This is a genomic window from Rhizobium sp. USDA 3886, from assembly GCF_056279785.1.
The window spans coordinates 1991043-2018037 of sequence record NZ_JBWCDC010000003.1 but is presented as its reverse complement, the minus strand read 5'-3'; the positions used below and the strand labels follow the sequence as shown (position 1 = coordinate 2018037).

Here is a 26995-nt window from a genome sequence, read left to right as displayed (position 1 = left end):
TCGCTCATGCTCGCTGCTGAACATGGAGCATTCGATCTCTTGTCGCAAACCACTCGTCGGCGTAGTCATTATCCTTATACTCGTCGAAATACGGGCCGCCGTCCGTGAAATGCACAATTTTGGCATCATCTCTCTTGTCATATTCATTCACGAGATAGTTCCACGTGACCGGCAGTTCGCCGATCAGATCATCGCTTTCAAGCCATTTGAACTGATGTAACTGTAGGCCGGTCGCGGTATTCACGTACTCGGTACTTAACGCTTTGCACCGAGCATTGTTGAAGAGGATCAAGCTGGACCAGTTTTTCTTTTCGTATTTCGTTTGCGTTTGGCCCAGGAACTTCGTCTCTATTTTTGGTTGGTAGTCGTGCTTGACGCACATGGCTGAGAACCGGTCATCTCTGAGTGCCCACAATTCAGCGATATCTGCTCTCGCGAGCATGTCGCAATCCATAAAGAGGCTCCACCCCTGAAAGGAGCTCAAGTATGGCGTTAGGAAACGAGAGAACGAGAACTCCGTCGACTGCAGCGCGTTGCGCTCTCTCGTAAATACCTTTCCGAGGTTTGGAAGATAGATCGCCGTTATACGAACCGGCACACTTGATCTCTCCAGAATGCTCTGCGACAGCACGTGGTGAGCGACGACTTCTTTCGAATCGAAACCGACATATATGTTGACGACTTCCGTCATGTGTTCTCCTCTCGTTCGGGACCCTTGGTTGCTTGGCAAGTCACGGAAAGTGAGCGGCTTATTTGTTGTGATCCAGGCTGCGCTGCTTTCGGGTTTTTGGTCGAATTCGTCGAAACGCAGAATTCAATGCTCTTTGCCATTTGGTAATCGACATCAAACTATCGATATGCGCGAGAGCGTCATCAAGGCGCGCTGCAAGTGTTTCATTTATCGCCGACTGAATTTCCGCTGCGCTCGCATCTTGAAATTGTTGGCTCAGAATTTCGAACCGCGCCGATGTCAATAGGCCGAAATTCGTAATGACCTCACGGTCGGCCAGAAGCCGTAGAAAGGCTCTTTCGAACGTCCAGTCGTGCACATCAAAGACCTTCCATCGCGGGCTTCGCCGCCCCGAGAAACCGGCCAAGACAATATTGGATTTTATCTGGAGTTCTCTCATCCAGATGATCAACGCAAACCCGCTCGTCGGTATTTTGTTCGGCGGGTACTTCGTCGACATCAGGGGTTCAAGATCCGCGTGTAACACCTTGGCGCCGTTGAATTTTGAGGCGGGACTGAAGCGCTCATCGGCTGCCGTCCGGATGTTGAGTATTCCTGCGAACTCACATTTCGAGAAATATCGCAATACATCGTCGACCTCATGTCGGTGCACGATGTTTGCCCCCATCGATCCACTGCGGGCAACGAGCATCGAACGTCCGGCGAAATTCTCGTGCAGGACTTTGTAGGCTTTGTTGAAGAAGATAAACAAGGTGTCGTCCGGCACATGCGAGCGGATCGATCGGGGATCGAGGACGTCACTATTTGCGACCAAAACGATGTGCGAATGCTTCTCGAAGAAGTCCCGCCAGGCTTCGTTGCTTTGGGTGTTATACAGGTCTGGAAAGCTGTCAGGCATCGGGCAAACGTCGTTGATCGCCAAAATATGCCTTAACTTTTCCTGCGCGGTAAACGCCGCCGAGGTATCCACCCAAGGAAAGAAGCAGATCGGCGATTTGCCGTTGCACGCAGCGTTCCTTCACAAATTCTGCCCAAGATGTTTGGAGTAGCATCTGGCGATATTCGTGGGCGTAGGGAGTGTGCATCCATCGGATCGAGGATTGCCAAGGCTTTCGGCGTCCGGTGAAATGAACGATCACCGGGTCGCGGACGAATGGCATGATGCCCGTCTGCACGTTCCACCGAGGGTTTAATGGTTCCCATGCTCCCTGAAAAGCAATGTTAAGTACATCCTGATCGTTCGCATCGTAACGTTCTCCGGACTGCAGTAGTTCTCGGGCCATCTTGAAGAGCCCAGTGGTACGAACGGCTGTACTGTCAAGAAGAATAACCCCGGCGTTGAAGTATCGTGGTCCATGTTTGAGACCGAGCTTCAACTCTCTTTTTTTGGCTTTGTCAGGAAAAGCAGTGACGTAATCGTCGACGGCGCCAATTACATTGCCGCGAAGATCCGACTGAAATATTGCGTCGATAGGATCGACCACCAATACGTCCGCGTCGATGTACAGAACGCGCTCGGTGGTTTCATCAATGATTTCATCGATATAGAGACGTGCAAGGGTCGCTTTCGTCCAACGCCCGCTTGCCTCAGGAAGGTCCGCCGGCAAGGTGAAATCGACGATTGTGATGCTGCTGCCATGTCTTGCGTTGAATGCCGCAACTGAGGCTTTATGTTCCGGCGAAAGATCGATCCCGACAATCACCTGCCCCAAATCGCGATCGCGCGAATGCCGTGCGACTGACAGAAGCGCGCAACAAGCAGCAGGCAGCATGTACTTATCCGTGAATGTATAAACGGCGGTCCTACCCATTCACACGTCTCATTGCCGGTTCAAATCTCAAAGTTTGCGTCGTTGATCAGAGCGAGCGCGCACGTTTGCGAAGATGCAGCATAGTCTAATGCAACCGCCTCGAACAATACCAAAAAGCAATCTGGTTCTTTCAAGGGACGCCGAAATAAAAATTTAGATAAGAGTTTTTCAACTATTAGCCGCATTTTCTGAACTGGCGGAGCTGCCGGCTGCGCGCAATGTCGATGAATCAGGCGCCAGGCTGAGCGGCGATTGACATGATCACTCACAATCGCGAGTCTCTTTTAACTGAAACCGTAACTCTGCGAATCTGAACAGAAATGACGCGGCACCATTTTGTAACGGAACAGCGCCTTCGAGAACTAAAGCGGCGGCACACCGCCTGGCTCGACAAGCTCGGAATTCGGCACAGGCCGTGGTTGATTTTTGGGTCCGCCCCAAATCCAACGATTACCGACGATTTCATAGAACTCTGTGCACGTGTGGACGTCAACAATTCCGGCCGCACAGCTGAAATGCTTGGTTTCGGCCGGGCCGACCTGACAATTCGCAAGCGACGAAAGTCCTGGCTGGAGCATCCAAGGCTTAATACCCGCGGTTTAGTTTGGTTTCACACCGCACCGACGGCGATCATGCGGCTTCAACTGTTGTTAAAGCCGCATGTCCGTGTCGGCACCCTGCAGAAACTTACAAAGGACGAGCGCAACGCGATTATGAACGAGATTGTCGGGCCGATCCCTGAAGGCATCGGCAAAATAGGGAAGGCTACAAATGGTGTGGCGGCCATCTGTTATGGCCTTTTTCTGGGCGCTCCCAGCATTGTCGTTTCAGGAATGTCCGTTACAAAAATGGGGCATTCGTACAATGAGGTTGGAAAAACGCGCAAGCAGATTGACGAGGATATCTACGCGCTCACGAAGCTCAGCGCGTATCCAAACCTTTTTACGACGGAGGCGGAGCTTTCGGAGATTACAGGGATGACGCTCATTCAGAACGCGACCGAACTTTCAGCACCACGCTAGCGCGCGCCCATTTTAATCGGGGTCATATGTGGCCGATGCGAAGTAGTCGGCACATTCCTGTGGTTTGAAGAACGTAATGATTTTGCCGACATTGTCCCACAAGGCTCCGACGGAGCGCGCGCCGCGAGTGAACATGCCGATCTCGTTGGAATTATTCTGGTCGCCATTCACATAACGATGCCGAATGGCCTTCATGTACTGAGAGCCGGCATACGCGCCAATTCGCTAGAATCAACCCCTTGCTCGAACGAGAGCGGTATGCGCACCTCATTGCCTGTACCGAATAAAGCTTGAATTAGATACCGCTAAGGTCTGAATTTACTCGCGGCAACATTGACGTCATTGATTCTGATGTTCCAGTGATTGCAAGGGAGCGTGTTATGGCGCTTATCAATACCGAATATTGCGAAGCCTCAGCGGTCAAAAATGCCATCTCCTTCGGCATGATGGCGGCACACGATTCGTCAGCAAACGCCATGAGACACAAATCCGACGACGTGTTGCGGCTAAAGGCGGAAGGTAAGTCAACAGATTGTATCGCCCGAGAGGCAGGCGTTAGTCGATCGACCGTGACCAGAATTTTACGCTACGTCGAACGAGCGTCGGCGGGGTAGGGGGCGCCGGCAAAGGATTGGTTCATGACCGCACCGATTTCGGCCGCTCCCCACACAATGTTGCGAATGCACAACTTCAGAGCATGTCAGCCGATGACCGTGCGGCAATCGAGAAAGAGATCGCTGACTGCATCAAACAGACTTTGGCACAGAGGGACGGCGAATCCTCGGTATTCGGAAACCGTACGTTTTTGGCCATTCTGCGGGATCTCTCCAAAGCGATGGAAAATGCAGCTTCAGAGCGTCCACCTTAGGCTGTTCAACAAAGGCGATGTACGGCTGTGTCGGGTTATGAACCAGGTAGTCCTGATGATCGATAATGTATCGACGGGAACATCGGCCGTCGGCCGGTACCTCTTACCCGTCGCTAGGGGCTCGCTACAACTTTCAGCGCGATCGCGACGATGTTTTCGGCGAAGCTCGCGTCGAGTGGGCGATGTCCGACCAGCAGCCGGTAGAAAACAGGTCCGTACATCATATCGAGCAACACCTCCAGGTTTTGCGGCAGCATGATTTCTCCTCGAGCGGCTGCCTCGATCAACAAGGCGCGACCCGCCTCGCGGCTCGAGAGAATGACCTGGTTGCGGAAGGCCTTGGTGAATTCGCTTTCGGGGTCGGCGGCCGCGAGCGTCATGGCGATTTGGCGCCCTCTGGTGGTCGCAAAAGCCTGGATCAGCGATCGCATTTGCGCAGTCAGCGCCGATCGCAAATTTATGCCGTGTTCTTCGATGGCGCCCGAATCTCCAGACATCAGCGCAGCCATAGCGAGTTCGCAGGCGTTCGCCCATTGCCTATAGATCGTCGGCTTGCCTACGCCGGACTTCGAGGCAACCGCCTCGACGGTCAGACGGCCGAATCCATCCTCGATCAGTATGTCGTGCGCGGCTTTCAGGATTCTCGCCCGGGCCAATTGGCTTGGCGGTCTTCCACGCCGTTTCGGTGGGCTCATGTGCTCTTGACTCAACTAGTTATGAAACGTAACGTAACGTAATCATATGCCAGCGGCAAGGGGCCGGCCATGTCCACCTCGATTCAATCCCTGACGCCTTATCTCATCGTCAAGAATGCTCGGGAAGCGATTGCTTTCTATGGCCGCGCCTTCGGGGCCGAGGAGCTTTTCCGGCTGACCGACCCGCATGACGGTCGGATCGGCCACGCGGAGCTCAAGCTCGGCGAAAACACGGTCATGATCGCCGACGAGTATCCAGACTTCGGCGCACTGAGCCCCGATACGATCGGGGGCTCTCCCGTAACCTTCCACCTCGCAACTTTGACGGTCGACGCAAATCTTGACCGGGCCGTCAGAGCGGGGGCCGTCGTTCTGCGTGCCGCCGCAGATCAGGCCTATGGCGAGCGTGTCGCCATGGTCGTCGATCCATTCGGTCACCGGTGGATGCTCTCGCAGAAGATCGAAGTTGTGGCGCCTGAAGAAATGCAGCGCCGCTGGGACGAGGAAACCGGGGCGTGAACGCGGCCGACGGAAATCGAAGTGAAGGAGGCGGCGGAGCGGGCGATGGCAGTCCGTCGCACCGCTGCTGTGACGTCATCTTTCTGGAGCCGGGAGAGGGGCGGCGCTACGAGCTCGGCCCGCTCACGGGCGTGTTCAAGGCCGATGAAGCCGAGACGGAGGCCGCCTATTCCGTGTCCGAGTGGATTCTCGAGACTGGTCTGAAAGGTGTCGGCGGACACAGCCATGCAGCAAATGACGAGGTTTTCTACGTGCTTGAAGGTGTGCCCGAAATCCTCGTCGGCGACTGCTGGCGGCGGTGCACACCGGGCACTTTCCTGCGAATACCGGCCGGTGTCGTCCACGATTTCCGAAACCCAGGAGAGACGACCGCCAGGCTGCTCAATCTTTTCATACCCGGTGGATTTGAACGCAATATGCCCGAGATCTCCGCTTGGTTCGCCGCTCAGGAACTGGTTTAGGGCGGCCGAAAAGGGACATCGCCCATTTTTCCTTTCGCGGGGCAAACATGCGGAACCTTCGCTTCAACTTCCTGCACGCGGCTTTAGATCCTGTTGCAGTTCTTCTGCTGGCCGGGCATATCGGTGACGCGGGTGCGTCTGGACCATTCTCAGCTTATGGCATTGCTGGCCGGAATGGATTGGAAAAAGATCCGCCCGACCAAGGTCAGGCGACCGTTGTTGACGGGCTGACAGCGCCTGCGGCAAGATGAATCATGGCCCTGTAACGGTTGGGAAAACAGCTGTTTTTGTGCTCTACTCATTCCCATGAATTTTCCCGTCACGACTATGGACGGGCACTAGCTCGTTTGCGACCTCTTAATGGCCGATACCAAGCCGATTTTCTGCTATTGCCGGCCATTGGTACGATGAACCATGAGGGCCTTTCAAGAGTGCTTAGCAACCCTTGACCGTATGACTTCCGCGATGCGCAACGCTTCGTTGATCGGCTGGTAAGAGTATGATTGAAGACCGCCATCGAACCTGCGGGTGAGCTTGAGTGTTTCTTGTAGATCCCGGTGGAAGCGTTCGAATTTTATCAGGCGTTCGCCTGGCACCTCTGTCAACTCCAGGGAATAGACAGGCCGGCCTGTGAGCAAGGCTTCGCAAGGCATTGTGATGGAATCTTTGGCGATTAGAAACGCGTCTGCAGCAGCGACATAATCAAGATACGGGTTAGGCTCCCGCCTATCCCAGACGGTAACCAATGGAGACGACAGAGCCAGGAGCGCATCAAAGGTCCGTCTATCGGATCGCCTGGACGTTGAGACCAGAACGCGCCAATCCTTGCTCGTCAGACTGTCGATGGCATTTGTGATGTTATCAACCGACTTCTCGTCATAGATATAGGCGCCGTTGTCGCCGCCGACGAAGACAGAAGCCAACTGACGGTCGTCGGGACTAAAAAGACTTCTTGCCGCATGGCGGCGTTTCGATATCTCGTCCAATCTGAGCCGGTGAGGCACGCCGATCATCCTCTCGTAGTTCGGCCGTGCCTCTAGCTCCCTCGTCCAGTCGTGATTGGAAACAAAGACAAGATCGTAGCCCTCAATCTCGGGCCGTTGCAGATGAACTGTGAAGGGCTCGCCGCTAAATGTCCTTTTCATCTTCAGAACCAGCTTCTCCGGCCGGTAGCCACAGGAAATGATGATGTCCGGACGGCTTTCTTTGCGGGAATACAGCGCGGGAGCAAAGGCCTTCCTTATCCCATGGACCGGCACAAAGGGCTTCACAACCGGCTCCTTCCGGCTGAGATTTCGCGCGACCCCGACGCACTGCGACATCGTGCCGATTTTTTCCTCGCTCACGCACCACGTCAGAAGATCGATATCCGCGTGATCGGAACCTCCATTGCCCATCAAATCGATCCCGGATTCCCGCGCATTGGCCGGTCTTGGCAGACGCTCGCATTGTCTTTTGATTTTCACGTGTTATCAAAGTCCTGCCCCGAAGTCCAAGGGAGGATCTTATTGATCGCTGGTGTTCCCTACAGGAGCGATTTGGACGGCCTTCGAGCCCTTAGCGTCCTGCTGGTCGTTTTCTACCACGCTGGTATTCAGGCCGTCGCTGGCGGCTATGGCGGCTATGTCGGCGTGGACGCTTTTTTCGTGCTGTCGGGCTATTTCATGGCAATTATGATCCTGCGCGACCTCGCCAACGGGAGATTTTCAATCATCGACTTCTATGTCCGAAGGATCCGCCGGATCCTGCCGGCGCTGTTTGTGATGATGGCCGTAGTCTCCGCCCTCGCAACCTGGCTTTTTATGCCAGACGATCTCGTTTATTTCGCCCGGAGCGCGCGGGCGACCGCACTTTTCTACTCCAATATCCAGTTCGGGCGTGAAAGTGGCTACTTTGATCTGGCCGCCGATACGAAACCTTTGCTTCACACCTGGTCACTCTCTGTCGAGGAGCAGTTTTACCTCGTTTTTCCCATTGGCCTGATGATCACCTATCGGATGAAGAAAAACGCGATCGTTCCAATTTTGGCGATTGTCGCTGTGGCATCTTTCGCGGCAAGCCAACTGATGGTGCAACAAGATCAGACAAAAGCATTCTACCTATTGCCGTTCCGTTTGTGGGAACTGTTGCTCGGCGCGCTGATTGGTGCTCATAGGCCGTTGATACGACCCGCCCTTGCAGAAATAATCCCTTGTCTCGGCATCGCTGGCCTTCTGGCTTGCGCGCTTCTCTATTCCGATGCCACCGCGTTTCCGGGACTTGCTGCGCTATTGCCGTGTCTCTCGGTGGCCGCCGTCATCGCTTTCGGTGATCAATCAAAGATCACAAAAGTGCTGCTCGGCAATGTGCCCATGAAATTTGTGGGGAAGATTTCCTATTCAATCTACCTCTGGCACTGGCCGATCGTTGTTTTTCTCCCTTACTTTACGAGTGCGGCCTCGCCCGGAGCAGCCGTCGCACTGATTTTTGCTTTGTCGCTTTTTCTGGGCTGGATCTCGTGGCGCTTTGTTGAGGAGCCGTTCCGGTTTGGCGCGCTTGCAATCCAAAGACCACAACCTGCCTTTGTCGCTTTGGCGATCGGTGTCGCATCATTGGTCTCGGTCAACGTCTTAGTCATAAGGCTGAATGGACTACCTCAACGCCTCAAGGACGAAGCCGCCCGTCTCTACGCTGCAAAGGACGACGGCAGCCAGTTTATGGAGCCAGAGTGTTTTGCGGATCCGGATGGAAACGGCCTCTCGATTGCAGATGTGCGAGACGGCAAAGTTTGCCCGATGGGAACGGCGGCGACGAAACCGAAGTTCATTCTTTGGGGAGATTCTCACGCTGCGGCGATAGCCCCAGGCCTGGACCTTGCCGCGGGACGGGCAGGTATCGGTGGCGTCTTCGTAGCGAGCGCCGGATGTCCGCCTTTCGGCTCGGACGATCTGATAAGAGCTGATCGTGTAGGCCGCTGCGATAGCTTCAATGATGCCGTGCAATCGCTTATCGATCAGAACCAGATACGCGATGTCCTGCTTGCCGCATACTGGCGCAAATACATTTATAAAACCGATCTGACAAACCAGCGTGATTTCTTCGATGCGACGGCTTCGGCGTCCGACGATCATGCAGCTGTTGTCACGAAGCGGTTAGTCGAAAGCATCAGAAGGATGCAGGCGAATGGCGCGCGTGTCTGGCTTGTTATGGATGTGCCCGAGATGAGATATGCTGTGCCGCAAACCCTTGCGCGCTTATCGATGCAGGGAAACTCCGCCAAGCTTGAGGTGCCGAGAAACGACGTGGATGCGCGCCAGGCAGCAGCGCGTCGCGTTGTAGGCGATGTGGCACTGGACATGAAAGTCGGCGTTGTCGATCCGTTGCCAGTCCTTTGTAGTGAATTGTCGTGCAGCGCGACTTCAGGTGGCATCGTTCGTTATAAAGACGGAGATCATCTGTCGGCAACTGGCGCTAGATCGATTTCCTTTGTCTTTGACCCCGTCCTTTCCGGCATCCGCGTCCGGGGTCAAGTTTCGAACGCGCTGCCAACGAGTTCACGCTAGGATATCCGATGAAAACGGCAGTCCTCATAAACGACACCTCAACAAAATCGCACATCGGGTGCCGGATCGTGGTCTCCCAGATTCTTCGATTGGCTGCAAAGGCTGGGATAAAGGTGGTGGCAACTTGTTCCGTTCACGTGGATTGGCGCGGTCAAGGCGCGATCCTTGATGCGATGAAAGGAGCCGACCTCGTCATCGTCAATGGTGAAGGTACCCTACATCATGCTACGCCTCAGGCCCTCGCGTTGGCCGAGGTTGCCTCATATTGCCGCTCGTTGGGAATTCCGTCCGTCCTTATCAATTCGGTCTATGAGCAGAATAGTGATCAAATTGCGGAACATTGCAGCCACTTCGCGATGCGATTTTTTAGAGAACCAAATAGTGCGATGAACGCACAAGCCGCCGGGTTAGAGTGTGCGGTCGTTCCTGACCTGACGCTATCGTCGGACGTCTTGGAACCCTACAAGGGGGCGCTCCGGACCGGAAATATCATCGTTACCGATAACGCTAATCGCGAGTTCGGCCGCCCGACACTTGCCTACGCGATCGGGCAGAGGGGCATACAGTTCATGCGAATGGACGTATCGGACACAAAGAATCGCTTTGTCCCGTCGGATCTGGAGCCTTTGGTCGCGGTTCTGCCGGAAGGAGAGCGACGGACCACACAGCGCGTCTCGGTAATGACGCTTGTCGCGAGATCGGCTTTTCGGCCCCATATGTTCGCTCGAATGCGCATGAAAAAGCAGTTAGATCATCCACTGAGCGCGGAAGATCTGTTGCAGGCGATTAGTGGAGCTCGCGCTGTGGTAGCGGGTCGCTTCCATGCAGCATGTCTATCTTTGGTCGCCGGAACGCCCTTTGTGGCCATGCCATCCAACACCGCCAAAACGCAGGGAATGCTGCGAGCAGCTGGGGTTGAGAAATTCTACGTGCAGACGCCAAAAGAGGCGTTCGAGCGGATCTCAACTTGGGAGCAGGCCGACTTCGATTGCGGCCGATCTTATGTACTAAAGGCAAGAGTGGCTGCAGAGAACATGTTCGCCCAGCTTGCCTCACTTGCCAGCCGATGAGAGAACCGGCAGGTCAGTCTCCTGCGCATGCTCCAGATCAATCGCGGTGACTAACGCGGCGACGACGGCCTCGCGGAGCTTCTGGAGCAGGACGTACGCCGTCTTATACTGGACGTTGAGCTTGCGGCTCAGATGAAGTGCCGCCATGCCCTTGGCGGCCGTGATCTCCTCCCAGATCGCAATGACGGTCTTCTTGAACGACAGCTTTCGGTTGGCAAAGACCGTCCCGGAGGTTACGGAAAACTCGGCGCGGCATTCCGGCTCCGAGCATCGGAAACGATGTCGGCGGACTATACGGCTCCAGGCATCCGCAGCGAGGGCAAACGGATTGCCGCCATTGTCGGCCCAGCGGAAGTCGACGAACAGGCCGTAGGCGTCGTCCTCGGAGAGCGACCAGACCTTCTCCGGATCGAGATCGCGGCCATCCGGGCGCAACAGCGGATGCTGTCCGAAGCCTTCTTTCGGGTCAGGCCAGGCGAGCACCTTGTCTCATATAAAAAATGTGCTATTTAAGTAGCACAAATTGTAGGTATTCAGATGAGCAACACAGTAAAGATTCGCCGTCAGGGCGGCGCAACCGTATTTAGCATTCCTCCCGCGCTTTTGAAAATGCTCGGCGTCGAAGTCGGCACGGAGTTGACCTTGGTTGTCAGTAACGGGTCGCTTGTGGCGACGCCGAAGCAGGCGAAGAAAAGATATACTTTAGCCGAGCTGCTCGAAGGAGCAGATGAAATGGCCGCGCTCAACAAGGAAGCAGCCTCCTGGAATGTTAGCTCGCCTGTCGGTAACGAAGTGTTCTGATGGTCCGGAGCAACGTTCCGAAGCGTGGCGACGTCTTTCTCGTCGACCTGAATCCAGTCGTAGGTAATGAAATGAGGGATGATCATCGCTGCGTCGTAATCACCCCTCGCGAAATCAATCTTGTGGGAATGTGCCTTACGGTTCCTATTACAACGGGGGGTGCGTTTACCCGCAAAGCTGGACTTGCCGTCAACATCTCAGGTCATAAGACGACCGGGGTCGCTCTATGCAATCAGGTGAGAGCGCTCGACATCATGGAGCGGGTGAAACAAAAGACGGCCAGACATGTCGACACGCTAGACACCTCCACCACTGACGAAATTGTCGCCAGAGTGGTCAGCATGATCGATCCTGCTTAACCGGCCATCAAAATATCGCTGGGAAGCACCGATCATCACGTGATCGCATCTCCAAAACTCAAGTGTGCTACGAGCCGCCGATAAGGTTCGTGGCACTTGCTCCATTATTTCCCGAGCTTGAAGCAGGTTCAACGTCGCGCAGCGCTTCTGGCACAAGCCGACGGCAAACCCGAACAGCCGCAAGAGCGCGAGGTGTTGCCCGCTCTCCTGACCCCTACCCCATGGCATGCCGGATGGTTTTCGACAGGCGCAGCAGGAAGGCGGGTCTCGAGGAGGCGACGAGTTTCCACGACAAGAGCGCTTTTGCCATACGCCGGGGGAGGAAGCCGACGGAGAGAAACCAGGCCGCCAGCACGGCACGGCGTCTTAAGGATACATTCATTTCTAGGCTGGCGACTGCGCCCGCGGCGCCGAGAGTGTGCCTGGAGTCATTGGGTACCGGGTGCCGGTCACGGTCTATGCAAAGCGATGCCAGGCGCTCTTCCAGATGGACCGTGTCATGAAGGCTAACGTCGGGCGGCACGGTCAGGCCGACTTCGGCGGCCTGACCGGACAAGGCCTCCAGCCGGCGAAAGTCGTGCTCTACACGCCAGCGCGCCCGCTGGCCAAGTTTTTCTGCAAAGACGGAATGATTGGCGCCATGCATGCGGTATGCACCGAGGCAGGAATCGATCGACGTCACCGTTCCGTGGAGGGGCGCTACGGTGACGAGATATCCGTCCGCCCCTTGGCGAAAGTCCGTCTCGGGGATGGGCATGACCGCCTCCAAAGCCGAACGCCTGAAGGCCAGGCCGCTTGTAACCGTGGTCTGATACCGGCCTTTCTGCAATAGCTGGGGGGTGACATCGCCTGAATCGAACGGGAATTCCTCAGGCGGGAACACATCCTTGACGCGTTGGCGCTCGTCGACGATGTGCAATCTGAATTGCGCCTGGGCAGCTTCGTCGTCCCAAGCTTCGACGATTTCCGATACGGCATTCGGATAAAGATAGTCGTCGGCGTCGAGAAACAGAATGATCTGACCGCGACTGACCGAAAATCCCGTGTTGAACGCTGCCGCGTGACCACCATTGCGCTCTTTTAGAAGAGCTTTGATCCGGGACCCATATGCGCCAATGACACCGACACTGTCGTCAGCTGATGCGTCATCGACAACTATGACCTCTACGTTATCGTGGCTTTGTTCCAGTGCGCTATCGATGCAGCGCTTTAAGAAGCGCGCATAGTTATAGTTCGCGATGATAATGGAAACCGGAACATGATCTTGTATGGAATGCATCGCATTGAACCTCGCACGTCTGCTTTGGTCACGGCGAACCTTCTCGTTCAGGTCCTTATGGCATGCCCGTTCGGGCATGAGCAGCTTTTCAAAAGGTAGAAAAGCCGCCGTTACAGAGACGCTGACGCCAAGCGGCCGGCGACGATCATGTCTGATCTCTCTGCGCGGCCACCAGCCTCCGCAGCTTTATGGCTTTTGAAAGACCATAGCCTGACGAGGCAGCCAGCATTCGCAGTGTAGAGGAATGCGGTGGACGCAATCAGAACGCCCGGCCGGCCGCTTTATCGTTTTCAATCCGGGTGACGCAGCCTGTAACTTTCGCAAGCAATATGTCGAAGTCGATGGGTTTCGTCAGGTAGTCCGCCGCTCCCGCCCGAAGACCGGTCAACATGTTCTCCCGGTCGGTGAGTGCCGTCAGCAGGATGAACGGAATGTTGGAAAACTGCGGATGATTGACCTGGATCTCGGCGAGCAACTGGTGGCCGTCCATGATCGGCATAGAAATATCGGTGATCACGATATCGGGCCATTTCGACAGGATGAGTTCCAGCGCTTCCTGACCATTGGCTGCTTCGAGGGTGGCAAATCCAGCTTCGTTCAGTTCTTCGACAATTAGCTTGCGGATGTCTGCTTCATCCTCGACGCACAATATGGTGATCATCTTTCTTCTCCTTATTCTATGCTGCCTGCGGCGTCGTTAAAGACGCGGCACCGTCCCGCGGGAGTGCTACAGTGAAAGTCGTTCCATGGCCGAGGGCGCTGCTCACGGTAACAGTGCCACCATGCAACTCGACGATTTGTTTGACGATGTTCAGGCCGATACCGGTGCCTGCAATCCCTGTGGCGCTTCGGGCTCGATAATAGGGTTGGAATAATTTTGGCAAGTCGTCGGTGTCGATTCCAATCCCCTGATCTGAAACCGATACGTAAGAAAATCGTTCATCAGCCCAGCCGCGAATGTGAATGTCTGGTGCATGCGGTGCATACTTTGCGGCATTGGAGAGCAGGTTTGTGAACACCTGTTCGAGTGCCGCGCGATCGGCTTTCATGGTCGCAGGCAGTTCGCCAAGGTTTGTACGGAACACATGTTCCTTGCTGATTTCCTTTTGTCTTGCACAGCACGAGGCGATCACGTCGATGAGATTGCAGTCCGCAAGCGAAAGCGAAATGCGCCCGGTCTCGAGGCGGCCGGCCGCAAGGATGCTTTCCATCAAATCGACCATGCGCAATACGGCGCTTCTGATCTGGCCCGACTTTTCCGAGATGTATTGGGTGCTCAGCTCCCCCTTCGTCCGCGTCAGGCGCTGGGCAGCCGCATCAATGATGGCAAGCGGCGTGCGGAACTCGTGCGACGCCATAGTCACGAACTGCCTTTGCAGCGCATTGACCTGCCGTTCCTGGGCGAGCAATCGATCAAGCTCCTGCCGCTGCCTCTCGATCTCGCCGGTGCGCAGTCTTACGGTTTCTTCGAGGTGGTCGCGGTGCACAAGGAGTTGCGCCTTGCTTTCGATGAGATTCAACGATGTCCTGCGCAATCCCTGGCCAAGGAACAGGACGACTCCCATTGCGATAAACATGCCGATTATGCTTGCCGGCGCAATTTGCTCCAGAAGCATTAGGCCGGGCTTGATCGGCTCCCAGGTAAGATGACCCAGCGTTGCTCCACTCGTAGTGATGACGGGAATTCTGGCGTCGCCCGCCTCTTCGCCGGCGGGCGCATAGTGCAAGCCGTCGAGACGCGCATAGTGGGCGATGTGCTCGATTGGAGAGGCGTCGAGAAATTTCACGGCGATGGCAATGAACTCCGACCCGGCTTCGACCGTCATTCGCTCTGAACTTGGAATGATCGGCCGGGCGCTGATGACGGCAGGCCTGCCCACGATATCGACGACCTTGGTGCTGGCGACATCGGCAATCGGCGCAGGATCGTTGGCCTGCAACCGTTCCTTGAGTGCGTGCCGCATCTCGGCGGCGAGGCGTGCTACCGGATCATGGTCGTCGCCGAGTGATGGCGAAAGAACATCGATACCGTCGCGCATCGCGAACATGAGATGATCGGTGTCATCGAAAACATAGGTGCGGTCATGGCCGAAGTAGTCATGCGTCCATTTGCCGATGTTTTCCAGCAGCCAGTCGTGGTTGCGCATCTTGCCGTAGAGGACCGCGTCGTCCCATTTGGTAACGCTTTCCTGCTCACGCGGGACCGCGTTGATCTGCTGTTGAAGACCCTGCTTGACGAAGTCCGCCTGCCTTATGAGAGAGAGGTCGTCGACCTTCGTCGATGCAAGCCACGCAAAGCCCGCGATCAAAACCGCGGTGATGGCCGTTACGAGCGTCAAGACGATCGTAATGTGTGACGTAATTTGAGTTCTCTTCATGGCCCGCCCTCTCATGGGACCATGCACTCAAAAAGTTTATCTGTTACTAAAACAACCTTCCCAGGATTGATTTACGATTTCTGCTGAAACGCCTGGCTCAACGTTAAGCATCCGGCAATCCGGGCAGTACGTTCTCGACGGTGATCGGAAACGAGCGGATGCGCGATCCGGTCGCGTTGTAAACAGCGTTTGCCAAAGCCGCGCCGGCTCCGCAAATGCCGAGTTCTCCGATGCCCTTGGATCCGAAGACGTTGGATTTGTCGTCATATTCGTCGAGGAAGACGGCGTCGATGTCTTGAATGTCCGCATGGACCGGCACGTGGTAGTTGGCGAGGTCGCTGTAGAGGAAGTTGCCGTAACGCGGATCGAGCCCGCCTTCTTCCATCAAGGCCGCACCAACGCCCCAGATCATGCCGCCGATGATCTGGGAGCGTGCGGTTTTCGGGTTGAGGATCCGCCCTGCGGCAAAAACGCCGAGCATCCTGCGCAACCGGATTTCGCCAGTATCCGCATCGACGGAAACCTCGGCGAAATGCGCGCCGTAGGTATGCTGGGAAAAGTCTTTAAGCGCCTGCCCACGTTCGACCTTGCCTTCCGCCGACAGACCCTTCGGTGCGACCACGGTGAGGATTTCGGTCAGAGCAGCACTCCGGTCGCCGATCGTGACGCGGCTCCCCGAAAAGACGGCGTTTTCGGCATTCGCACCGAAGAGAGGCGAATTGGACATCGCGCGCGCGGCAGTGGTGATCTGTTCCTTGAGAAGACGGCATGCATCATGAAGCGCCGCCCCCGTGCTGCCTGATCCCCACGAGCCGCCGGAACCGGAGGTTTTCGGAAATCGGGTATCACCGAGCGCGACCCCGACGCGATCGATGGGAAGGCCCATGCTGTCGGCGGCGATCTGGGCGAGGATCGTGTAGGTGCCGGTACCGATATCCGTCATGTCGAGTTCGACGGTCAGGCGTCCGTCGGCATGGATCCTGACGCGGCAGGCGCCTGGCCCGATCAGGTTCGGGCGGATGGCGGCCGACATGCCGATGCCGATCAGCTTGCGGCCTTCCATCACGCTTGCCGGTTTGGCGACGCGCCTGTTCCAGCCGAAACGTTGAGCACCTTCCCGCATGCACTGCACCAGACCCCGGGTCGAAAAGGGGACGTCGCGTTCGGGGTCGCGCTCCGGTTCGTTGCGGATCCTGAATTCGATAGGGTCGATACCGAGTTGCTCTGCCAATTCGTCCATGGCGCATTCACCGGCCAACAGTCCGGGTGCTTCGCCCGGTGCGCGCATCCATTCCCCGCGATTGATATCGAGCGGCGCAAGCCGGTGGCGTGTCGCCCGATTGGGAGCCGCATACATGCTCCGGTAGGCGGTAGCCGCCTGTTCGGCGAATTCTTCGAAACGCGACGTTGTGCAGAGTGAATCATGGCTGAAGGAGATGAGCCGTCCGCCGGTGTCGGCAGCGATGCGGAAGCGCTGTTCGAACATCGGCCGGTGACCGGCATTGGCAAACATCTGCTGGCGCGTCAGCGCCACCTTCACCGGGCGGTTCAGCATCCGGGCGGCGAGCACGGCCGAGATAATTTCGGCATGCGCGATCAGCTTAGAGCCGAAACCACCGCCGATGAAGGGCGAGATGACGCGAACGTTTTCGGGCGGAATCTGCAGCGTGTTGGCAACGCCATCCTTGATCTGCGCCGGGGTTTGCGCGGAGGTGTAGATCGTCACTTGATCGCCGTCCCAGATTGCATGCGCGGCATGCGGCTCCATCGGCGCATGGTGCTCGAAGGCGTTCGTGTAGGTCTGATCGAATTTGACAGGTGCGGCGGCAAATGCGCCGTCGGGATCGCCGAGCACGCTGTCGGTGGCAAGACCGGCATTGGCCATCGCCGGCGCGTAGATGGCCTCGCGCGCGTCGTCGAGGCTGAAAGTTCCGCCCGCTTCGCGATATTCGATTTCGATCTCCTCTGTCGCCGCCCGGGCGATCTCAAAGCTTTCTGCAACGACGAGCGCTACCGGCTCATCGAAATAGCGGACCTCCGGTTGGAAGACGACCGGCCGGGGACGCTGAACGCCCGGCCGGACGGTCGGCTCACCGAACGGCGCCTGGGCGGGCGCGTTGCGGTGGGTCATGACGAGATGCACGCCGGGCGTGGCCTCGGCTGCCGCAACGGAAAGCCTGGCGATCCGGCCCTTGCCGATACTGGCACCGAGAAGCACGCCGTAAAGTGGTTCGCCGTGCGGCTGCTCGTAGGCATAGGTCGCGCGGCCGCTCACCTTGAGAGGACCATCGATCCGGTTCATCGGTTGTCCGATGAACGACCTATTTTGCGATTGGCTTGTCTGCGTCATGAATAGTCCTCAAGCTTGACCGGCTGAAGCCGCCAGGGTCTGGCCCAGCGTTCGCCTGGCCAGTTCGATCTTGAAATCATTGTGTCCGTAGCCCTGTGCGCCCTGAAGCAGGACACCTGCTGCGGAATCGTAAGTTTCCTTCGTAAGCGGCTGGCCGCCCATGGTTTTTTCCGCCTCTTCTGTCCGCCAGGGTTTTGGTGCAACGCCGCCCAGTGCGATGCGTCCGGAGGCAATCCGATTGTCCTGGGTGGCCACAATGGCCGCGACAGAAACCAAAGCGAAGGCATAGGACGCCCGGTCGCGCACTTTCCGGTAGAGCTGACGGCCCACAGGCGGCGGCGGAAGCATCACGGCGGTGATCATTTCGCCGTGCTCAAGGTTGTTCTCAGTATCAGGCGTCTGGCCAGGGAGGCGATGAAGATCGCCGACAGGCAAGGTCCGCCGCTCCGCTCGGTTGCCGGCGATTTCGATGCTGGCTCCGAGCGCTGTCAGGGCAACGGCCATGTCGGAGGGATGCGTGGCGATGCAGGACTGGCTGGCGCCCAGTATGGCATGGTTGCGGTTCAGGCCTTCAAGCGCAGCGCAGCCTGCCCCGGGGGACCTTTTATTGCAGGGCATCCGCATGTCATAGAAATAGGGGCAGCGGGTGCGCTGGAGAAGATTGCCGCCGGTCGTCGCTTTGTTGCGGATCTGGCCGGAGGCACCCGTAAGCAGTGCCTGGGCAAGCAGGGGATAGCGCTCCCGCACGCGCCGGTTGGCGGCAACATCGCTGTTTAACGCCTGCGCACCGATCTTCAGACCGCCGTCCGGCGTCTCCTTAATATCCTTCAGGTCCAGGCGGCTGATATCGACGATATGGGCCGGCCGCTCGACGCCGAGTTTCATAAGATCCAGCAGGTTGGTTCCACCGCTGATGAATCTGGCGTCGGGATCGCCAGCCACCGACGCGCAGGCGGCGGCGACGTCAGCCGCGCGTTCGTAGGTAAAGGCTCGCATCTCAAGCCTCCACTGCCACGTCGCGAATGGCGGCGACGATGTTGGGGTAGGCGGCGCAGCGACAGATATTGCCGCTCATGCGTTCGCGGATCTCGGCTTCAGTGAGTGCAATATCGCGCTGTGCGACATCGGCGCTGACGTGGCTCGGCCAGCCCTGCTTTGCCTCCTCGATCATGCCGAGCGCCGAGCAGATCTGGCCGGGCGTGCAATAGCCGCATTGGTAGCCGTCGCGCGCCACGAAAGCCGTCTGCAGAGGATGCAGCTTGCCCGGTTCGCCGACCCCCTCGATCGTTCGAACCTCGTCGCCTTCATGCATGACGGCAAGCGTCAGGCATGCGTTAACGCGGCGGCCGTTGAGAAGAATCGTACAGGCGCCGCACTGGCCATGGTCGCAGCCTTTCTTGGTCCCGGTCAGGCCGAGCTCTTCCCGCAGCATGTCGAGAAGGCTCATGCGCGGATCGACAGTCAGTTCAACGGGATTGGCGTTGACCGACAGCCTGAGCGGTATGGGCTCAAACGCCTGCGATGCCTCCTGCGCATGAAGCTGGTTCACTCCAGGTGGAAAGGCAGTGGCAACGGCAGCAGCACCGCTCGCCAGAAGCAGGTCCCGGCGGGTCGTCTCCAAAACAGCAGGGTGATCTTTTGGGCAATTCGGCGTCATCCAAAACTCCTTCGATCAAGTGCGACGAAAGCGAAGTTGGGATGCGGATCGTCCTCTTTCTTGCAGAATTCCGGGCGATTATCACGAATCCGAAAGAAATTGACGACGATAGCGGGATGGCGTGACACCCCGTATCCGGCGGAAGGTATTGGTCATATGGCTCTGGCTCGAGAAGCCAAGCTCCATCGAAAGGTGGCCGAGATCGACGTCTTTTTCGCACAGCCGCTCTGTCAGGCATCGCACGCGCATTTCCAAGATCCAGGCATAGGGTGTGTAACCGGTTGTCGCCTTGAACCGCCGGGCGAAGGTATCAACCGGAATGCCAGTCACCAGGGACAGGTCGGACAAGGAGATGTTCCGGCCGATATGGGAGCGGATATAATCATCGACGGCGGAAAGCACCCGCCGTGAAAGCCGCCCGGCATCGGGACGGCTTTGTCGGTCGAGATGCGACAGCCGGTGCATCATCATCCGCGCGGCCTGTTCGACATAGGCTAAATCAGGTATTTCGCCGCTCAGCGTTTCATCGCGCAACGCCACCATGATCGCAGCGATCACCGGATCGTGACCATTGATGGTCAGCCTGTCGGGCGGTAGAGGCAGATACCATTCTTTCAAGAGATCGGGTTTCAGCCACAGAGCGGAATAGTTGAGATCGGCTGACTTATAGCTGCATCGGCGATCGACGCCTGCTGGAACGAAGGATAGGGCGCCGGGCTTGTCCCGGCCTTCGAACGCAAGCTGTCCTGCGCCGCGCACCTGCGTGACCCTCGTCGATCCGTAATTCGTGAGAATAAACAGATGGTAGTTTGCAGCCCATTCGAGTTCGGTTTCCTCGCTCCGCCAATCGGCGGTCTCGAAGACGAATCCACTGTCGTGCCAGCGCAATGCCTCGCGCGTGCTGATATGCTCGCGCCGGCTCCTCACGCTTCCGCTGCCTATCAGGGGGTCGATTGGCACTCGATACCTCCGGTTTGGAGCATCCGAGGCTAACCACCCGATAGGACCGAATTTTGACAGTCGCGAGGTCAAGTGCGCGGCAGAAGCCGTCGCTCAGTTTGGAAGGCGTTTCTGGGACGGGCAAGACCTCAGTCGCCACCGAGCTGCAGCGGCGCGGTCACCACGTTATCCATGGCGACCGCGAGTTGGCTTATAAAGGCGATCCAGAAACGGGTGAACCGCTGGACGGCTCTGCGCACGAGTACATTCTGGATGTGCCCTTTGGGCACAAGCACCACCTTTGGAACGTCGACAAAGTCAAATCGCTGGTCGCCGATCGAAGCCACCCGATCACCTTCTTCTGCGGCGGCTCCAGGAATTTCCATCGCTTTATTGATCTGTTTGACGGGGTTTTCGTTCTCAACGTCGATCTGAACACGCTGAACAGCCGGCTTGCCAGCAGACCAGAAGACGAGTTTGGCGGAAAGCCGGCCGAACGAGAAGTCATTGTGCGGCTGCACACAACGCAAGAGGATACTCCGAAGAACGCGATGAGCATCGACGCAACTGCGCCGCTCGCCAGCGTTGTCAATGATATTCTCTCAAAATGCTAAGAGGGCGGCCAAGTGGCCCACTAAGGCATTTACTCGAATAGACACCCTCGCCGAGCTCACGATCTCATTTGTAGAGAAAAACGAAGTTTGCGGATGCGGCGATGCTTGCGCTATCCGTCGGTGCTATTTCGTATATATGCTCGTCGCTCGTCCGCCTGACGAAGGCGGTGGGGAGGTGAGGATATGAACCTTAGGCATCAGATTGTGGCGCTGGCCATCATCCCGTTGATCCTGGCCATCCTGATCGTCACTGCGTTCATCACGTGGCAATCGGCGACGCTCGTGCGCAGCAGTATCGACACCTTCGAGCAAAACATGCTGAAGGCCAAGGAGACGGAGCTCCTCAACCTCACAAATCTTGCGCTCTCTGCGATCCATGACATCTACACGGCTGCCGGTCCGGATGACGAAGTGGCAAAGGAGAAGGTTCGCGCGATCCTGACTGCTCTCGACTATGGCCAGGATGGCTATTTCTTCGTCTATGATTACGAGGGCAACAATATCGTGCATCCGCGCCAGGCGTTTCGCCCGGGCCATAATTGGCTCGACCTGACGGATCCCGATGGCGACAAGGTGATCGCCAACCTGATCCAGAAGGCCAAGGAGGGCGGGGGGCTCCACCAATACAAGTGGCAGAAGCCGTCTTCCGGCGAGGTGGCCGACAAACTCTCCTTCGCCGTCGGTCTCGACAAATGGAAATGGATGCTGGGCACAGGCGTCTATCTCGATGACGTCTTCGCGCAGACCGCCGCTGCAAATGCCGATTTCCGCGCCAATATCCGCAAAACGTTTCTGATCATCGCGCTGATCGCCGTGCCGGCGGTTCTCACCGTCTTTGCCACCGGCATGCTGCTGACCTTGAGGGAACGGCGGCTTGCAGACAGCAAGCTTAAGCAGCTTGCGCAGCGCATCATCGACACGCAGGAAGAGGAAAGGGCGCGCCTTGCCCGCGAACTGCATGATGGGATTTCGCAAAACCTGATCGGCGTGCGCTACGCAATCGATCTGGCGAGCCGCAAGGTCAAGAGCCAGTCCGAGGATGCGGCTCGTGCAATCGATCGGGGCGCGGAGGCGCTGAACGGCGCGATCAAGGAAGTGCGGCGCCTGTCGCATGACCTGCGTCCGCGGGCGCTTGACGATCTCGGCCTGACCCCGGCGCTCAAGGCGCTTTGCGACAACTTCTCGGAGCGCACTGCCATCGACACGCGGCTTGAGGCGCTGACCTTCAAGAACATGCTGAAGCCCGAGGCGAGCACGGCGCTTTATCGTGTTGCGCAGGAAGCGCTGAACAATGTGGAGCGGCATTCCGGAGCAACGCGTGTCGCTATTAAGATTTGGAGCGTTAGCGGCCGCGTCCGCATGACGATCTCTGACAACGGCAACGGCTTCGATGAAAACATCGCAGAGGGAAAGAAAGTACTCGGCGGTGGGCTCGGGCTGCGCAACATGCAGGAGCGCCTGGCCCATTTCGGCGGCTTGCTGCTGATCAAGACAACGTCGGCTGGCACGATCCTGACGGCGATGCTTCCAAGGTCGGCAACGGTGAACCGCGTGCAACGCAAGGAAGCAGCATGAGCGGCAGGAAAAGTATCAAGGTTCTTTTGATCGATAATCACCCCCTGGTTCTCGACGGGTTAGGGGCCGTGCTGGAAACCTATGAACACATCGAAATTGTCGGCACCGCCGGATTGGCACGCACCGGACTTGAGATTGCGCAGAGGGAAAGGCCTGCCGTCGTGTTGATGGATATCAATATGCCGCAGCTAAGCGGAATCGATGCGATCGAGCTATTTAAGGAACAATTGCCTGAGACGCGGATCCTGATGCTGTCGATGCACGACAGTCGCGAGTACATTTCCACGTCGGTGTTGCACGGGGCCTCCGGCTACATCCTCAAGGATGTCTCGACCGACGAGATCATTGCGGCGATCGAAGCCGTGGCAGATGGAAAAACCTACTTCTCTTCCGGTGTCTCGGATGTTCTGCTCGAGCGAAAGGAGGCGCCGGATGCGCTTCCTCTAACGACACGCGAGCATGATGTTTTATTGTTGCTCGCGGCAGGAAAAAGCAATCGCGATATTGCCCAGACACTGGGCATTTCGGCTGCAACAGTCGAAACGCATCGCAAGAACATAAAGAAGAAGCTCGGCATCGCGACGACGGCCGGATTGACCCGCTATGCGATCGAGAACGGATTGACCTGGGCCGACAGTTAAGCGGCCTACCCAGTACTGGGTAGGCCCGCATATTTTGCCCATTTTCAGTCTTGTTCCGAAAATTTCCACGCAATACCAGTTGCCCGGTGGTCAGGCTTTCTCAAAGCCGGTGACCGCTGGGAGGATTACATCATGTCTGGCTTGCTGTCGCTGTCGCGCGTCATCGACGCGATCAATACGTTTTTGGGTAAATCCGTTTCCTGGCTGCTGTTGGCAGCCGTCCTGATCAGCGCGATCAATGCAACGACCCGGAAGCTGTTCAACCTCAGTTCGAATGCCTGGCTCGAGGCCCAGTGGTATCTGTTTTCTGCCGCATTCCTCATCGCTGCGGCTTGGACGCTCCTGGGGAGCGAGCATGTCAAGGTGGACCTTGTCTACGGTCAGCTACCGCGGCGAGCGCAGCTTTGGATCGAAATCCTCGGCACGATCTTCTTCCTTTTCCCGTTCTGTCTCATCACGACCTACCTGTCCTGGCCGATCGTCGTTTCGAAGTTCGTCAGCGGTGAAGTGTCGAACAATACCGGCGGCCTGCTCTTATGGCCGGTATGGGCGCTCATTCCCGCCGGCTTCGGCTTGCTTACCCTTCAGGGCCTTTCGGAACTCATCAAACGCATCGCGATCCTGAAGGGCGATCTTCCGGACGCGATCGCGCTTGCCGACGCTGAAGCACAAATTCTCTAGGCAGGAAAAAATCCATGTTTGCTTTCTTCGCGGAAAATCTCGCGCCCATCATGTTCCTGTCGTTGATCGTCGTGCTTCTGCTCGGCTATCCGGTGGCGTTTGCGCTGGCTTTCGTCGGCTTTGTGTTCGGTTTCATCGGTATCGAGATGGGCCTGCTACCGATCAATCTTTTCGGAGCGATTCCGGACCGAATCTTCGGGCAGATGTCCAACGAAACGCTGCTTGCCATCCCCTTCTTCACGTTCATGGGATTGATCCTCGAGCGAAGTGGCATGGCCGAGGATCTGCTGGACACGATCGGCCAGCTCTTCGGACCGGTACGCGGCGGCCTGGCGTTTGCCGTCATCTTCGTCGGTGCCATCCTTGCCGCAACGACCGGCGTAGTCGCAGCCTCCGTTATCTCGATGGGCTTGATCTCGCTGCCGATCATGCTTCGTTACGGCTATGATCGCCGCGTTGCCGCCGGCACCATCGCGGCATCGGGGACGCTGGCGCAGATCATTCCGCCAAGCCTCGTCCTGATTATCCTTGCAGACCAGCTCGGCCGGTCTGTCGGCGACATGTACAAGGGTGCCCTGGTGCCCGGCCTGCTCTTGGTGGCGGTCTATTCCGGCTACATCATCGTGATGTCCTTCCTGCGGCCCGCGAGCGTTCCGGCGCTACCGGCAGAAGCGCGTTTGCTGCGCGGGTGGAAGCTCGCCGGCAGAGTCGTCACATCGCTCGTGCCGCCGCTCGTGCTGATCTTCCTGGTGCTAGGAACCATTTTCATCGGTCTTGCAACCCCGACCGAAGGTGGTGCGATGGGTGCCGTCGGTGCCCTGATCCTGGCGGCATTCAATCGCCGCCTCGATCTCAAGATGATCACGGCCGCCCTTTATTCGACGGCGAAGCTCTCGTCTTTCGTGATCTTCATCCTGTTGGGCGCGCGCGTCTTTTCGCTGACGTTTTATGGAGTGAACGGTCACGTTTGGGTCGAGCATCTGATGACGTCGATACCGGGCGGCGAAGTCGGCTTCCTGATCGTCGCCAACCTGCTGGTCTTCTTTCTTGCCTTCTTCCTCGATTATTTCGAGCTCGCCTTCATCATCATTCCGCTGCTCGCCCCCGTTGCCGACAGCCTCGGCATCGACCTGATCTGGTTCGGCGTGATGCTGGCGATCAACATGCAGACCTCGTTCATGCATCCGCCATTCGGCTTTTCGCTGTTCTACCTGCGATCTGTCGCGCCGAGCCGGGCCTATAAGGACCGTATTTCTGGCGCGACGATCCAGCCGGTCACGTCAGGTCAGATCTACATGGGCGCCTTGCCTTTCCTGGGAATCCAGCTTGCTATGGTCATCGTTGTGATCGCGTTCCCGCAGCTCGTCACCCACTACAAATCCGGCCAGGTCACAGTCGATCCGTCGACCATCCAGCTGAATGTCCCGATGCCGGGTGCCGGCGGAGAGAACCCGTTTGGAACCCCCGCACAGCCATTTGGCGCTCCTGAGCCGTCAAACGGTGCGCCGGCAGCGCCAGGTTTTGGGGCACCCGCGCCGGATTTCGGATCGCCGACCCCAAGCTTCGGCGCGCCGCCGTCCGAACCCGCCAAGTAACACAACCGTTTGCCCAATTGCGCTTTGCCAAGTGCTGCATGCCATCAACCGAGGAGGAAATAATGACCGATAAACTGAGCCGCCGTAATTTTCTGACTAAGGGAGCGCTCGGAGGGGCTGCCACCGTTGCCGGTGCAGCGCTGGCTGCTCCTGCCGTCGCCCAGGAACTGCCGACGATCAAGTGGCGGCTGACATCGGGCTTTCCGAACAATCTTGATACGATCTACGGTGGAGCGGTCGTCATGGCCGACGCGCTTTCCAAGATCACCGAGGGCAAATTTCAGATCCAGGTCTTTCAAGCCGGCGAGATCGTTCCAGGCCCCCAGGCAATCGACGCCGTTCAGGCGAACACTGTCGAAATCGCCCATACCTGCGGATATTACTTCACTGGCAAGAACCCGACCTTTGCGATCGGGTCAACGATCCCATTCGGCCTCAATGCCCGCCAGCAAAACGCCTGGCTCTATCACGGCGGCGGCAATGAGCTTTATGACGAGTTTCTTTCCGAATACGGCATCGTCGGCAAACCCGGCGGCGGCACGGGCGCCCAAATGGGGGGCTGGTTCCGCAAGGAGATCAACAGCCTTGCAGACCTGAATGGTGTCAAGATGCGCATTGCCGGCGTCGCCGGCCAAGTGATGTCGCGTCTCGGTGTCGTTCCGCAACAGCTTCCCGGCGGCGACATCTATCCGGCGCTCGAACGCGGCACGATCGATGCGGCCGAATGGGTGGGACCCTATGATGACGAGCGCCTCGGCTTCTACCAGATCGCTCCCTATTACTATTATCCCGCCTATTGGGAAGGCGGCCTGACCATCCACTTCTTCATCAACAAGGCGCAGTATGAAGGGCTTCCGGACGCCTACAAGGCGGCGCTCGACACCGCCTGTAAGGCGGCCAATGTCAACATGCAGGCGCTCTACGACGTCAAGAACACCAAGGCGATCCGTTCGCTGGTCGGCAAGGGCGTGAAACTTCGTCCGCTCCCGCGCGACGTCATGGATGCGGCCTATAAGGCGACATTCGAGCTCTATGGCGAATACAGCGCCAAATATCCGGCCTGGGCGAAGATCTATCCGTCCTGGAAGAAATTCCGCGACGAATCCTTCGAGTGGTTCCGCGTCGCCGAATACAGCTACGACAGCTACATGTACGCCACACAGGCCGCCGGTAAATGAAAGTGAAGGCGGCTGCGGGACATCCCGCCGCTTTTCCCAGCCATCACGGTCACGCCGGTCTTGATGGATCGGCGTGCGCCGGATGACTGGGACAACTACGGAGCGGGCACCTATCGTGAGCGCCCGGATATGATCTGGCCGGTGTTTGCCAATGCCTTGCGAACCGCACCGCGGGCAGTGTGCCGCCGCTGCAATCGAAGTTTTTTCGATGTTCTCATGACGTTTCTGCGCATGCTGCAGCACGGATCAGGTCAAAAGTCGCTGCGATG

The 26995-nt window shown here is 57.4% G+C and carries 27 protein-coding genes; 14 read left to right on the top strand and 13 right to left on the bottom strand.

Translation table 11 applies throughout. The annotated features are described in order from the left end of the window. Nucleotides 1-4: 4 nt before the first annotated feature. Genes ACZ9BX_RS32590 through ACZ9BX_RS32580 form a run of 3 tightly spaced genes read right to left on the bottom strand, consistent with a single transcriptional unit; the run spans nucleotide 5 to nucleotide 2502 of the window. Entirely contained in the window at nucleotides 5-691 is a 687-nt protein-coding gene (locus tag ACZ9BX_RS32590) for a glycosyltransferase (RefSeq protein ID WP_476222417.1), read from the bottom strand. A 58-nt stretch (nucleotides 692-749) separates the two neighbouring features. Next, complete coding sequence (locus ACZ9BX_RS32585) at nucleotides 750-1613, bottom strand: 3-deoxy-manno-octulosonate cytidylyltransferase (RefSeq protein ID WP_476222415.1); 864 nt, start codon at nucleotides 1611-1613, stop codon at nucleotides 750-752. Further along, entirely contained in the window at nucleotides 1582-2502 is a 921-nt protein-coding gene (locus ACZ9BX_RS32580) for a glycosyltransferase family 8 protein (protein WP_476222413.1), read from the bottom strand. The genes ACZ9BX_RS32585 and ACZ9BX_RS32580 overlap by 32 nt, the downstream gene beginning before the upstream one ends. 320 nt (nucleotides 2503-2822) lie before the next feature. Between ACZ9BX_RS32580 and ACZ9BX_RS32575 the strand changes: the two genes are divergently transcribed. Next, nucleotides 2823-3524, top strand: coding sequence for a hypothetical protein (locus tag ACZ9BX_RS32575; protein WP_476222411.1), 702 nt, complete (start codon nucleotides 2823-2825; stop codon nucleotides 3522-3524). A 380-nt stretch (nucleotides 3525-3904) separates the two neighbouring features. Next, nucleotides 3905-4138 carry a helix-turn-helix domain-containing protein gene (locus tag ACZ9BX_RS32570; protein WP_476222410.1) on the top strand — a complete coding sequence of 78 codons (234 nt, stop codon included), beginning with the start codon at nucleotides 3905-3907 and terminating at the stop codon, nucleotides 4136-4138. Nucleotides 4139-4505: 367 nt separating this feature from the next. Here the strand turns inward: ACZ9BX_RS32570 and ACZ9BX_RS32565 are convergent, their stop codons facing one another. Continuing rightward, nucleotides 4506-5087: a TetR/AcrR family transcriptional regulator gene (locus tag ACZ9BX_RS32565; RefSeq protein ID WP_476222408.1), complete on the bottom strand. Its 582-nt coding sequence runs from the start codon at nucleotides 5085-5087 to the stop codon at nucleotides 4506-4508. Nucleotides 5088-5156: 69 nt separating this feature from the next. On the opposite strand from ACZ9BX_RS32565, the gene ACZ9BX_RS32560 reads away from it, so the two are divergent. Then, complete coding sequence (locus ACZ9BX_RS32560; RefSeq protein WP_476222406.1) at nucleotides 5157-5606, top strand: VOC family protein; 450 nt, start codon at nucleotides 5157-5159, stop codon at nucleotides 5604-5606. Next, on the top strand, nucleotides 5603-6067 hold the full coding sequence (locus ACZ9BX_RS32555) for a cupin domain-containing protein (protein WP_476222404.1): 465 nt from the start codon (nucleotides 5603-5605) through the stop codon (nucleotides 6065-6067). Before ACZ9BX_RS32560 ends, ACZ9BX_RS32555 begins: the two co-directional genes overlap by 4 nt. Before the next feature lie 425 nt (nucleotides 6068-6492). On the opposite strand, the gene ACZ9BX_RS32550 is transcribed toward ACZ9BX_RS32555, so the two are convergent. After that, complete coding sequence (locus ACZ9BX_RS32550; protein WP_476223108.1) at nucleotides 6493-7464, bottom strand: mitochondrial fission ELM1 family protein; 972 nt, start codon at nucleotides 7462-7464, stop codon at nucleotides 6493-6495. 111 nt (nucleotides 7465-7575) lie between these two features. Here ACZ9BX_RS32550 and ACZ9BX_RS32545 point away from each other — a divergent pair, with 111 nt between their 5' ends. Further along, nucleotides 7576-9609: an acyltransferase family protein gene (locus tag ACZ9BX_RS32545; protein WP_476222403.1), complete on the top strand. Its 2034-nt coding sequence runs from the start codon at nucleotides 7576-7578 to the stop codon at nucleotides 9607-9609. A gap of 8 nt (nucleotides 9610-9617) precedes the next feature. After that, nucleotides 9618-10679 carry a polysaccharide pyruvyl transferase family protein gene (locus ACZ9BX_RS32540; RefSeq protein WP_476222402.1) on the top strand — a complete coding sequence of 354 codons (1062 nt, stop codon included), beginning with the start codon at nucleotides 9618-9620 and terminating at the stop codon, nucleotides 10677-10679. Here the strand turns inward: ACZ9BX_RS32540 and ACZ9BX_RS32535 are convergent. Further along, nucleotides 10662-11162, bottom strand: a complete 501-nt coding sequence (locus tag ACZ9BX_RS32535; protein WP_476222400.1) for a hypothetical protein — start codon at nucleotides 11160-11162, stop codon at nucleotides 10662-10664. The genes ACZ9BX_RS32540 and ACZ9BX_RS32535 overlap by 18 nt on opposite strands. Before the next feature lie 54 nt (nucleotides 11163-11216). Here ACZ9BX_RS32535 and mazE point away from each other — a divergent pair, with 54 nt between their 5' ends. Both mazE and mazF read left to right on the top strand, forming a co-directional pair. Further along, nucleotides 11217-11480 carry a type II toxin-antitoxin system antitoxin MazE gene (mazE, locus tag ACZ9BX_RS32530; protein WP_476222399.1) on the top strand — a complete coding sequence of 88 codons (264 nt, stop codon included), beginning with the start codon at nucleotides 11217-11219 and terminating at the stop codon, nucleotides 11478-11480. Next, the gene (mazF, locus tag ACZ9BX_RS32525; RefSeq protein WP_476222397.1) at nucleotides 11480-11839 is read left to right on the top strand and encodes a type II toxin-antitoxin system toxin MazF; all 360 of its coding nucleotides are present in this window, start codon (nucleotides 11480-11482) and stop codon (nucleotides 11837-11839) included. The genes mazE and mazF overlap by 1 nt, the downstream gene beginning before the upstream one ends. Before the next feature lie 214 nt (nucleotides 11840-12053). Here mazF and ACZ9BX_RS32520 read toward each other — a convergent pair whose 3' ends face one another. From ACZ9BX_RS32520 to ACZ9BX_RS32490, 7 genes are all read right to left on the bottom strand, one after another. Further along, a complete protein-coding gene (locus ACZ9BX_RS32520; RefSeq protein WP_476222394.1) occupies nucleotides 12054-13118 on the bottom strand; it encodes a glycosyltransferase family 2 protein in 1065 nt (354 codons plus the stop codon). 259 nt (nucleotides 13119-13377) lie between these two features. Beyond that, nucleotides 13378-13779 (bottom strand): response regulator, encoded by a 402-nt coding sequence (locus ACZ9BX_RS32515; RefSeq protein ID WP_476222393.1) that lies wholly within the window; start codon nucleotides 13777-13779, stop codon nucleotides 13378-13380. A gap of 16 nt (nucleotides 13780-13795) precedes the next feature. Next, on the bottom strand, nucleotides 13796-15496 hold the full coding sequence (locus ACZ9BX_RS32510; protein ID WP_476222391.1) for a sensor histidine kinase: 1701 nt from the start codon (nucleotides 15494-15496) through the stop codon (nucleotides 13796-13798). 103 nt (nucleotides 15497-15599) lie between these two features. Next, nucleotides 15600-17798 carry a xanthine dehydrogenase family protein molybdopterin-binding subunit gene (locus ACZ9BX_RS32505; RefSeq protein WP_476222389.1) on the bottom strand — a complete coding sequence of 733 codons (2199 nt, stop codon included), beginning with the start codon at nucleotides 17796-17798 and terminating at the stop codon, nucleotides 15600-15602. A gap of 57 nt (nucleotides 17799-17855) precedes the next feature. Beyond that, nucleotides 17856-18842, bottom strand: a complete 987-nt coding sequence (locus ACZ9BX_RS32500; RefSeq protein WP_476222388.1) for an FAD binding domain-containing protein — start codon at nucleotides 18840-18842, stop codon at nucleotides 17856-17858. Between the two features lies 1 nt (nucleotide 18843). Continuing rightward, on the bottom strand, nucleotides 18844-19503 hold the full coding sequence (locus ACZ9BX_RS32495; protein WP_476222386.1) for a 2Fe-2S iron-sulfur cluster-binding protein: 660 nt from the start codon (nucleotides 19501-19503) through the stop codon (nucleotides 18844-18846). 81 nt (nucleotides 19504-19584) lie between these two features. Then, entirely contained in the window at nucleotides 19585-20463 is an 879-nt protein-coding gene (locus ACZ9BX_RS32490; protein WP_476222385.1) for a helix-turn-helix domain-containing protein, read from the bottom strand. 53 nt (nucleotides 20464-20516) lie between these two features. Here ACZ9BX_RS32490 and ACZ9BX_RS32485 point away from each other — a divergent pair, with 53 nt between their 5' ends. The 6 genes from ACZ9BX_RS32485 (at nucleotide 20517) to ACZ9BX_RS32460 (ending at nucleotide 26726) form a co-directional block, all read left to right on the top strand. Beyond that, nucleotides 20517-21056 (top strand): AAA family ATPase, encoded by a 540-nt coding sequence (locus ACZ9BX_RS32485; protein WP_476222383.1) that lies wholly within the window; start codon nucleotides 20517-20519, stop codon nucleotides 21054-21056. Between the two features lie 183 nt (nucleotides 21057-21239). Beyond that, on the top strand, nucleotides 21240-22631 hold the full coding sequence (gene mctS, locus ACZ9BX_RS32480) for a two-component system sensor histidine kinase MctS (protein WP_476222382.1): 1392 nt from the start codon (nucleotides 21240-21242) through the stop codon (nucleotides 22629-22631). After that, nucleotides 22628-23272 (top strand): two-component system response regulator MctR, encoded by a 645-nt coding sequence (gene mctR, locus ACZ9BX_RS32475; RefSeq protein ID WP_087000527.1) that lies wholly within the window; start codon nucleotides 22628-22630, stop codon nucleotides 23270-23272. The genes mctS and mctR overlap by 4 nt, the downstream gene beginning before the upstream one ends. A 132-nt stretch (nucleotides 23273-23404) precedes the next feature. Further along, nucleotides 23405-23953: a TRAP transporter small permease subunit gene (locus ACZ9BX_RS32470; protein WP_087000525.1), complete on the top strand. Its 549-nt coding sequence runs from the start codon at nucleotides 23405-23407 to the stop codon at nucleotides 23951-23953. A 14-nt stretch (nucleotides 23954-23967) separates the two neighbouring features. Continuing rightward, nucleotides 23968-25548: a TRAP transporter large permease gene (locus tag ACZ9BX_RS32465; protein WP_087000523.1), complete on the top strand. Its 1581-nt coding sequence runs from the start codon at nucleotides 23968-23970 to the stop codon at nucleotides 25546-25548. A 62-nt stretch (nucleotides 25549-25610) separates the two neighbouring features. Continuing rightward, nucleotides 25611-26726: a TRAP transporter substrate-binding protein gene (locus tag ACZ9BX_RS32460; RefSeq protein WP_087000520.1), complete on the top strand. Its 1116-nt coding sequence runs from the start codon at nucleotides 25611-25613 to the stop codon at nucleotides 26724-26726. Nucleotides 26727-26995: the final 269 nt, after the last annotated feature.

Excerpts from the sequence above, each read along its gene's own strand:
- ACZ9BX_RS32500 (WP_476222388.1), bottom strand. The coding sequence starts at position 18,842 with ATGCGAGCCTTTACCTACGAACGCGCGGCTGACGTCGCCGCCGCCTGC.
- ACZ9BX_RS32510 (WP_476222391.1), bottom strand. The coding sequence starts at position 15,496 with ATGAAGAGAACTCAAATTACGTCACACATTACGATCGTCTTGACGCTC.
- ACZ9BX_RS32565 (WP_476222408.1), bottom strand. The coding sequence starts at position 5,087 with ATGAGCCCACCGAAACGGCGTGGAAGACCGCCAAGCCAATTGGCCCGG.
- ACZ9BX_RS32495 (WP_476222386.1), bottom strand. The coding sequence starts at position 19,503 with ATGACGCCGAATTGCCCAAAAGATCACCCTGCTGTTTTGGAGACGACC.
- ACZ9BX_RS32520 (WP_476222394.1), bottom strand. The coding sequence starts at position 13,118 with ATGCATTCCATACAAGATCATGTTCCGGTTTCCATTATCATCGCGAAC.
- ACZ9BX_RS32505 (WP_476222389.1), bottom strand. The coding sequence starts at position 17,798 with ATGAACCGGATCGATGGTCCTCTCAAGGTGAGCGGCCGCGCGACCTAT.
- ACZ9BX_RS32570 (WP_476222410.1), top strand. The coding sequence starts at position 3,905 with ATGGCGCTTATCAATACCGAATATTGCGAAGCCTCAGCGGTCAAAAAT.
- ACZ9BX_RS32560 (WP_476222406.1), top strand. The coding sequence starts at position 5,157 with ATGTCCACCTCGATTCAATCCCTGACGCCTTATCTCATCGTCAAGAAT.
- ACZ9BX_RS32575 (WP_476222411.1), top strand. The coding sequence starts at position 2,823 with ATGACGCGGCACCATTTTGTAACGGAACAGCGCCTTCGAGAACTAAAG.
- mctR (WP_087000527.1), top strand. The coding sequence starts at position 22,628 with ATGAGCGGCAGGAAAAGTATCAAGGTTCTTTTGATCGATAATCACCCC.
- ACZ9BX_RS32540 (WP_476222402.1), top strand. The coding sequence starts at position 9,618 with ATGAAAACGGCAGTCCTCATAAACGACACCTCAACAAAATCGCACATC.
- ACZ9BX_RS32515 (WP_476222393.1), bottom strand. The coding sequence starts at position 13,779 with ATGATCACCATATTGTGCGTCGAGGATGAAGCAGACATCCGCAAGCTA.
- ACZ9BX_RS32580 (WP_476222413.1), bottom strand. The coding sequence starts at position 2,502 with ATGGGTAGGACCGCCGTTTATACATTCACGGATAAGTACATGCTGCCT.
- ACZ9BX_RS32460 (WP_087000520.1), top strand. The coding sequence starts at position 25,611 with ATGACCGATAAACTGAGCCGCCGTAATTTTCTGACTAAGGGAGCGCTC.
- ACZ9BX_RS32465 (WP_087000523.1), top strand. The coding sequence starts at position 23,968 with ATGTTTGCTTTCTTCGCGGAAAATCTCGCGCCCATCATGTTCCTGTCG.
- mazF (WP_476222397.1), top strand. The coding sequence starts at position 11,480 with ATGGTCCGGAGCAACGTTCCGAAGCGTGGCGACGTCTTTCTCGTCGAC.
- ACZ9BX_RS32590 (WP_476222417.1), bottom strand. The coding sequence starts at position 691 with ATGACGGAAGTCGTCAACATATATGTCGGTTTCGATTCGAAAGAAGTC.
- mctS (WP_476222382.1), top strand. The coding sequence starts at position 21,240 with ATGAACCTTAGGCATCAGATTGTGGCGCTGGCCATCATCCCGTTGATC.
- ACZ9BX_RS32550 (WP_476223108.1), bottom strand. The coding sequence starts at position 7,464 with ATGGGCAATGGAGGTTCCGATCACGCGGATATCGATCTTCTGACGTGG.
- ACZ9BX_RS32470 (WP_087000525.1), top strand. The coding sequence starts at position 23,405 with ATGTCTGGCTTGCTGTCGCTGTCGCGCGTCATCGACGCGATCAATACG.
- mazE (WP_476222399.1), top strand. The coding sequence starts at position 11,217 with ATGAGCAACACAGTAAAGATTCGCCGTCAGGGCGGCGCAACCGTATTT.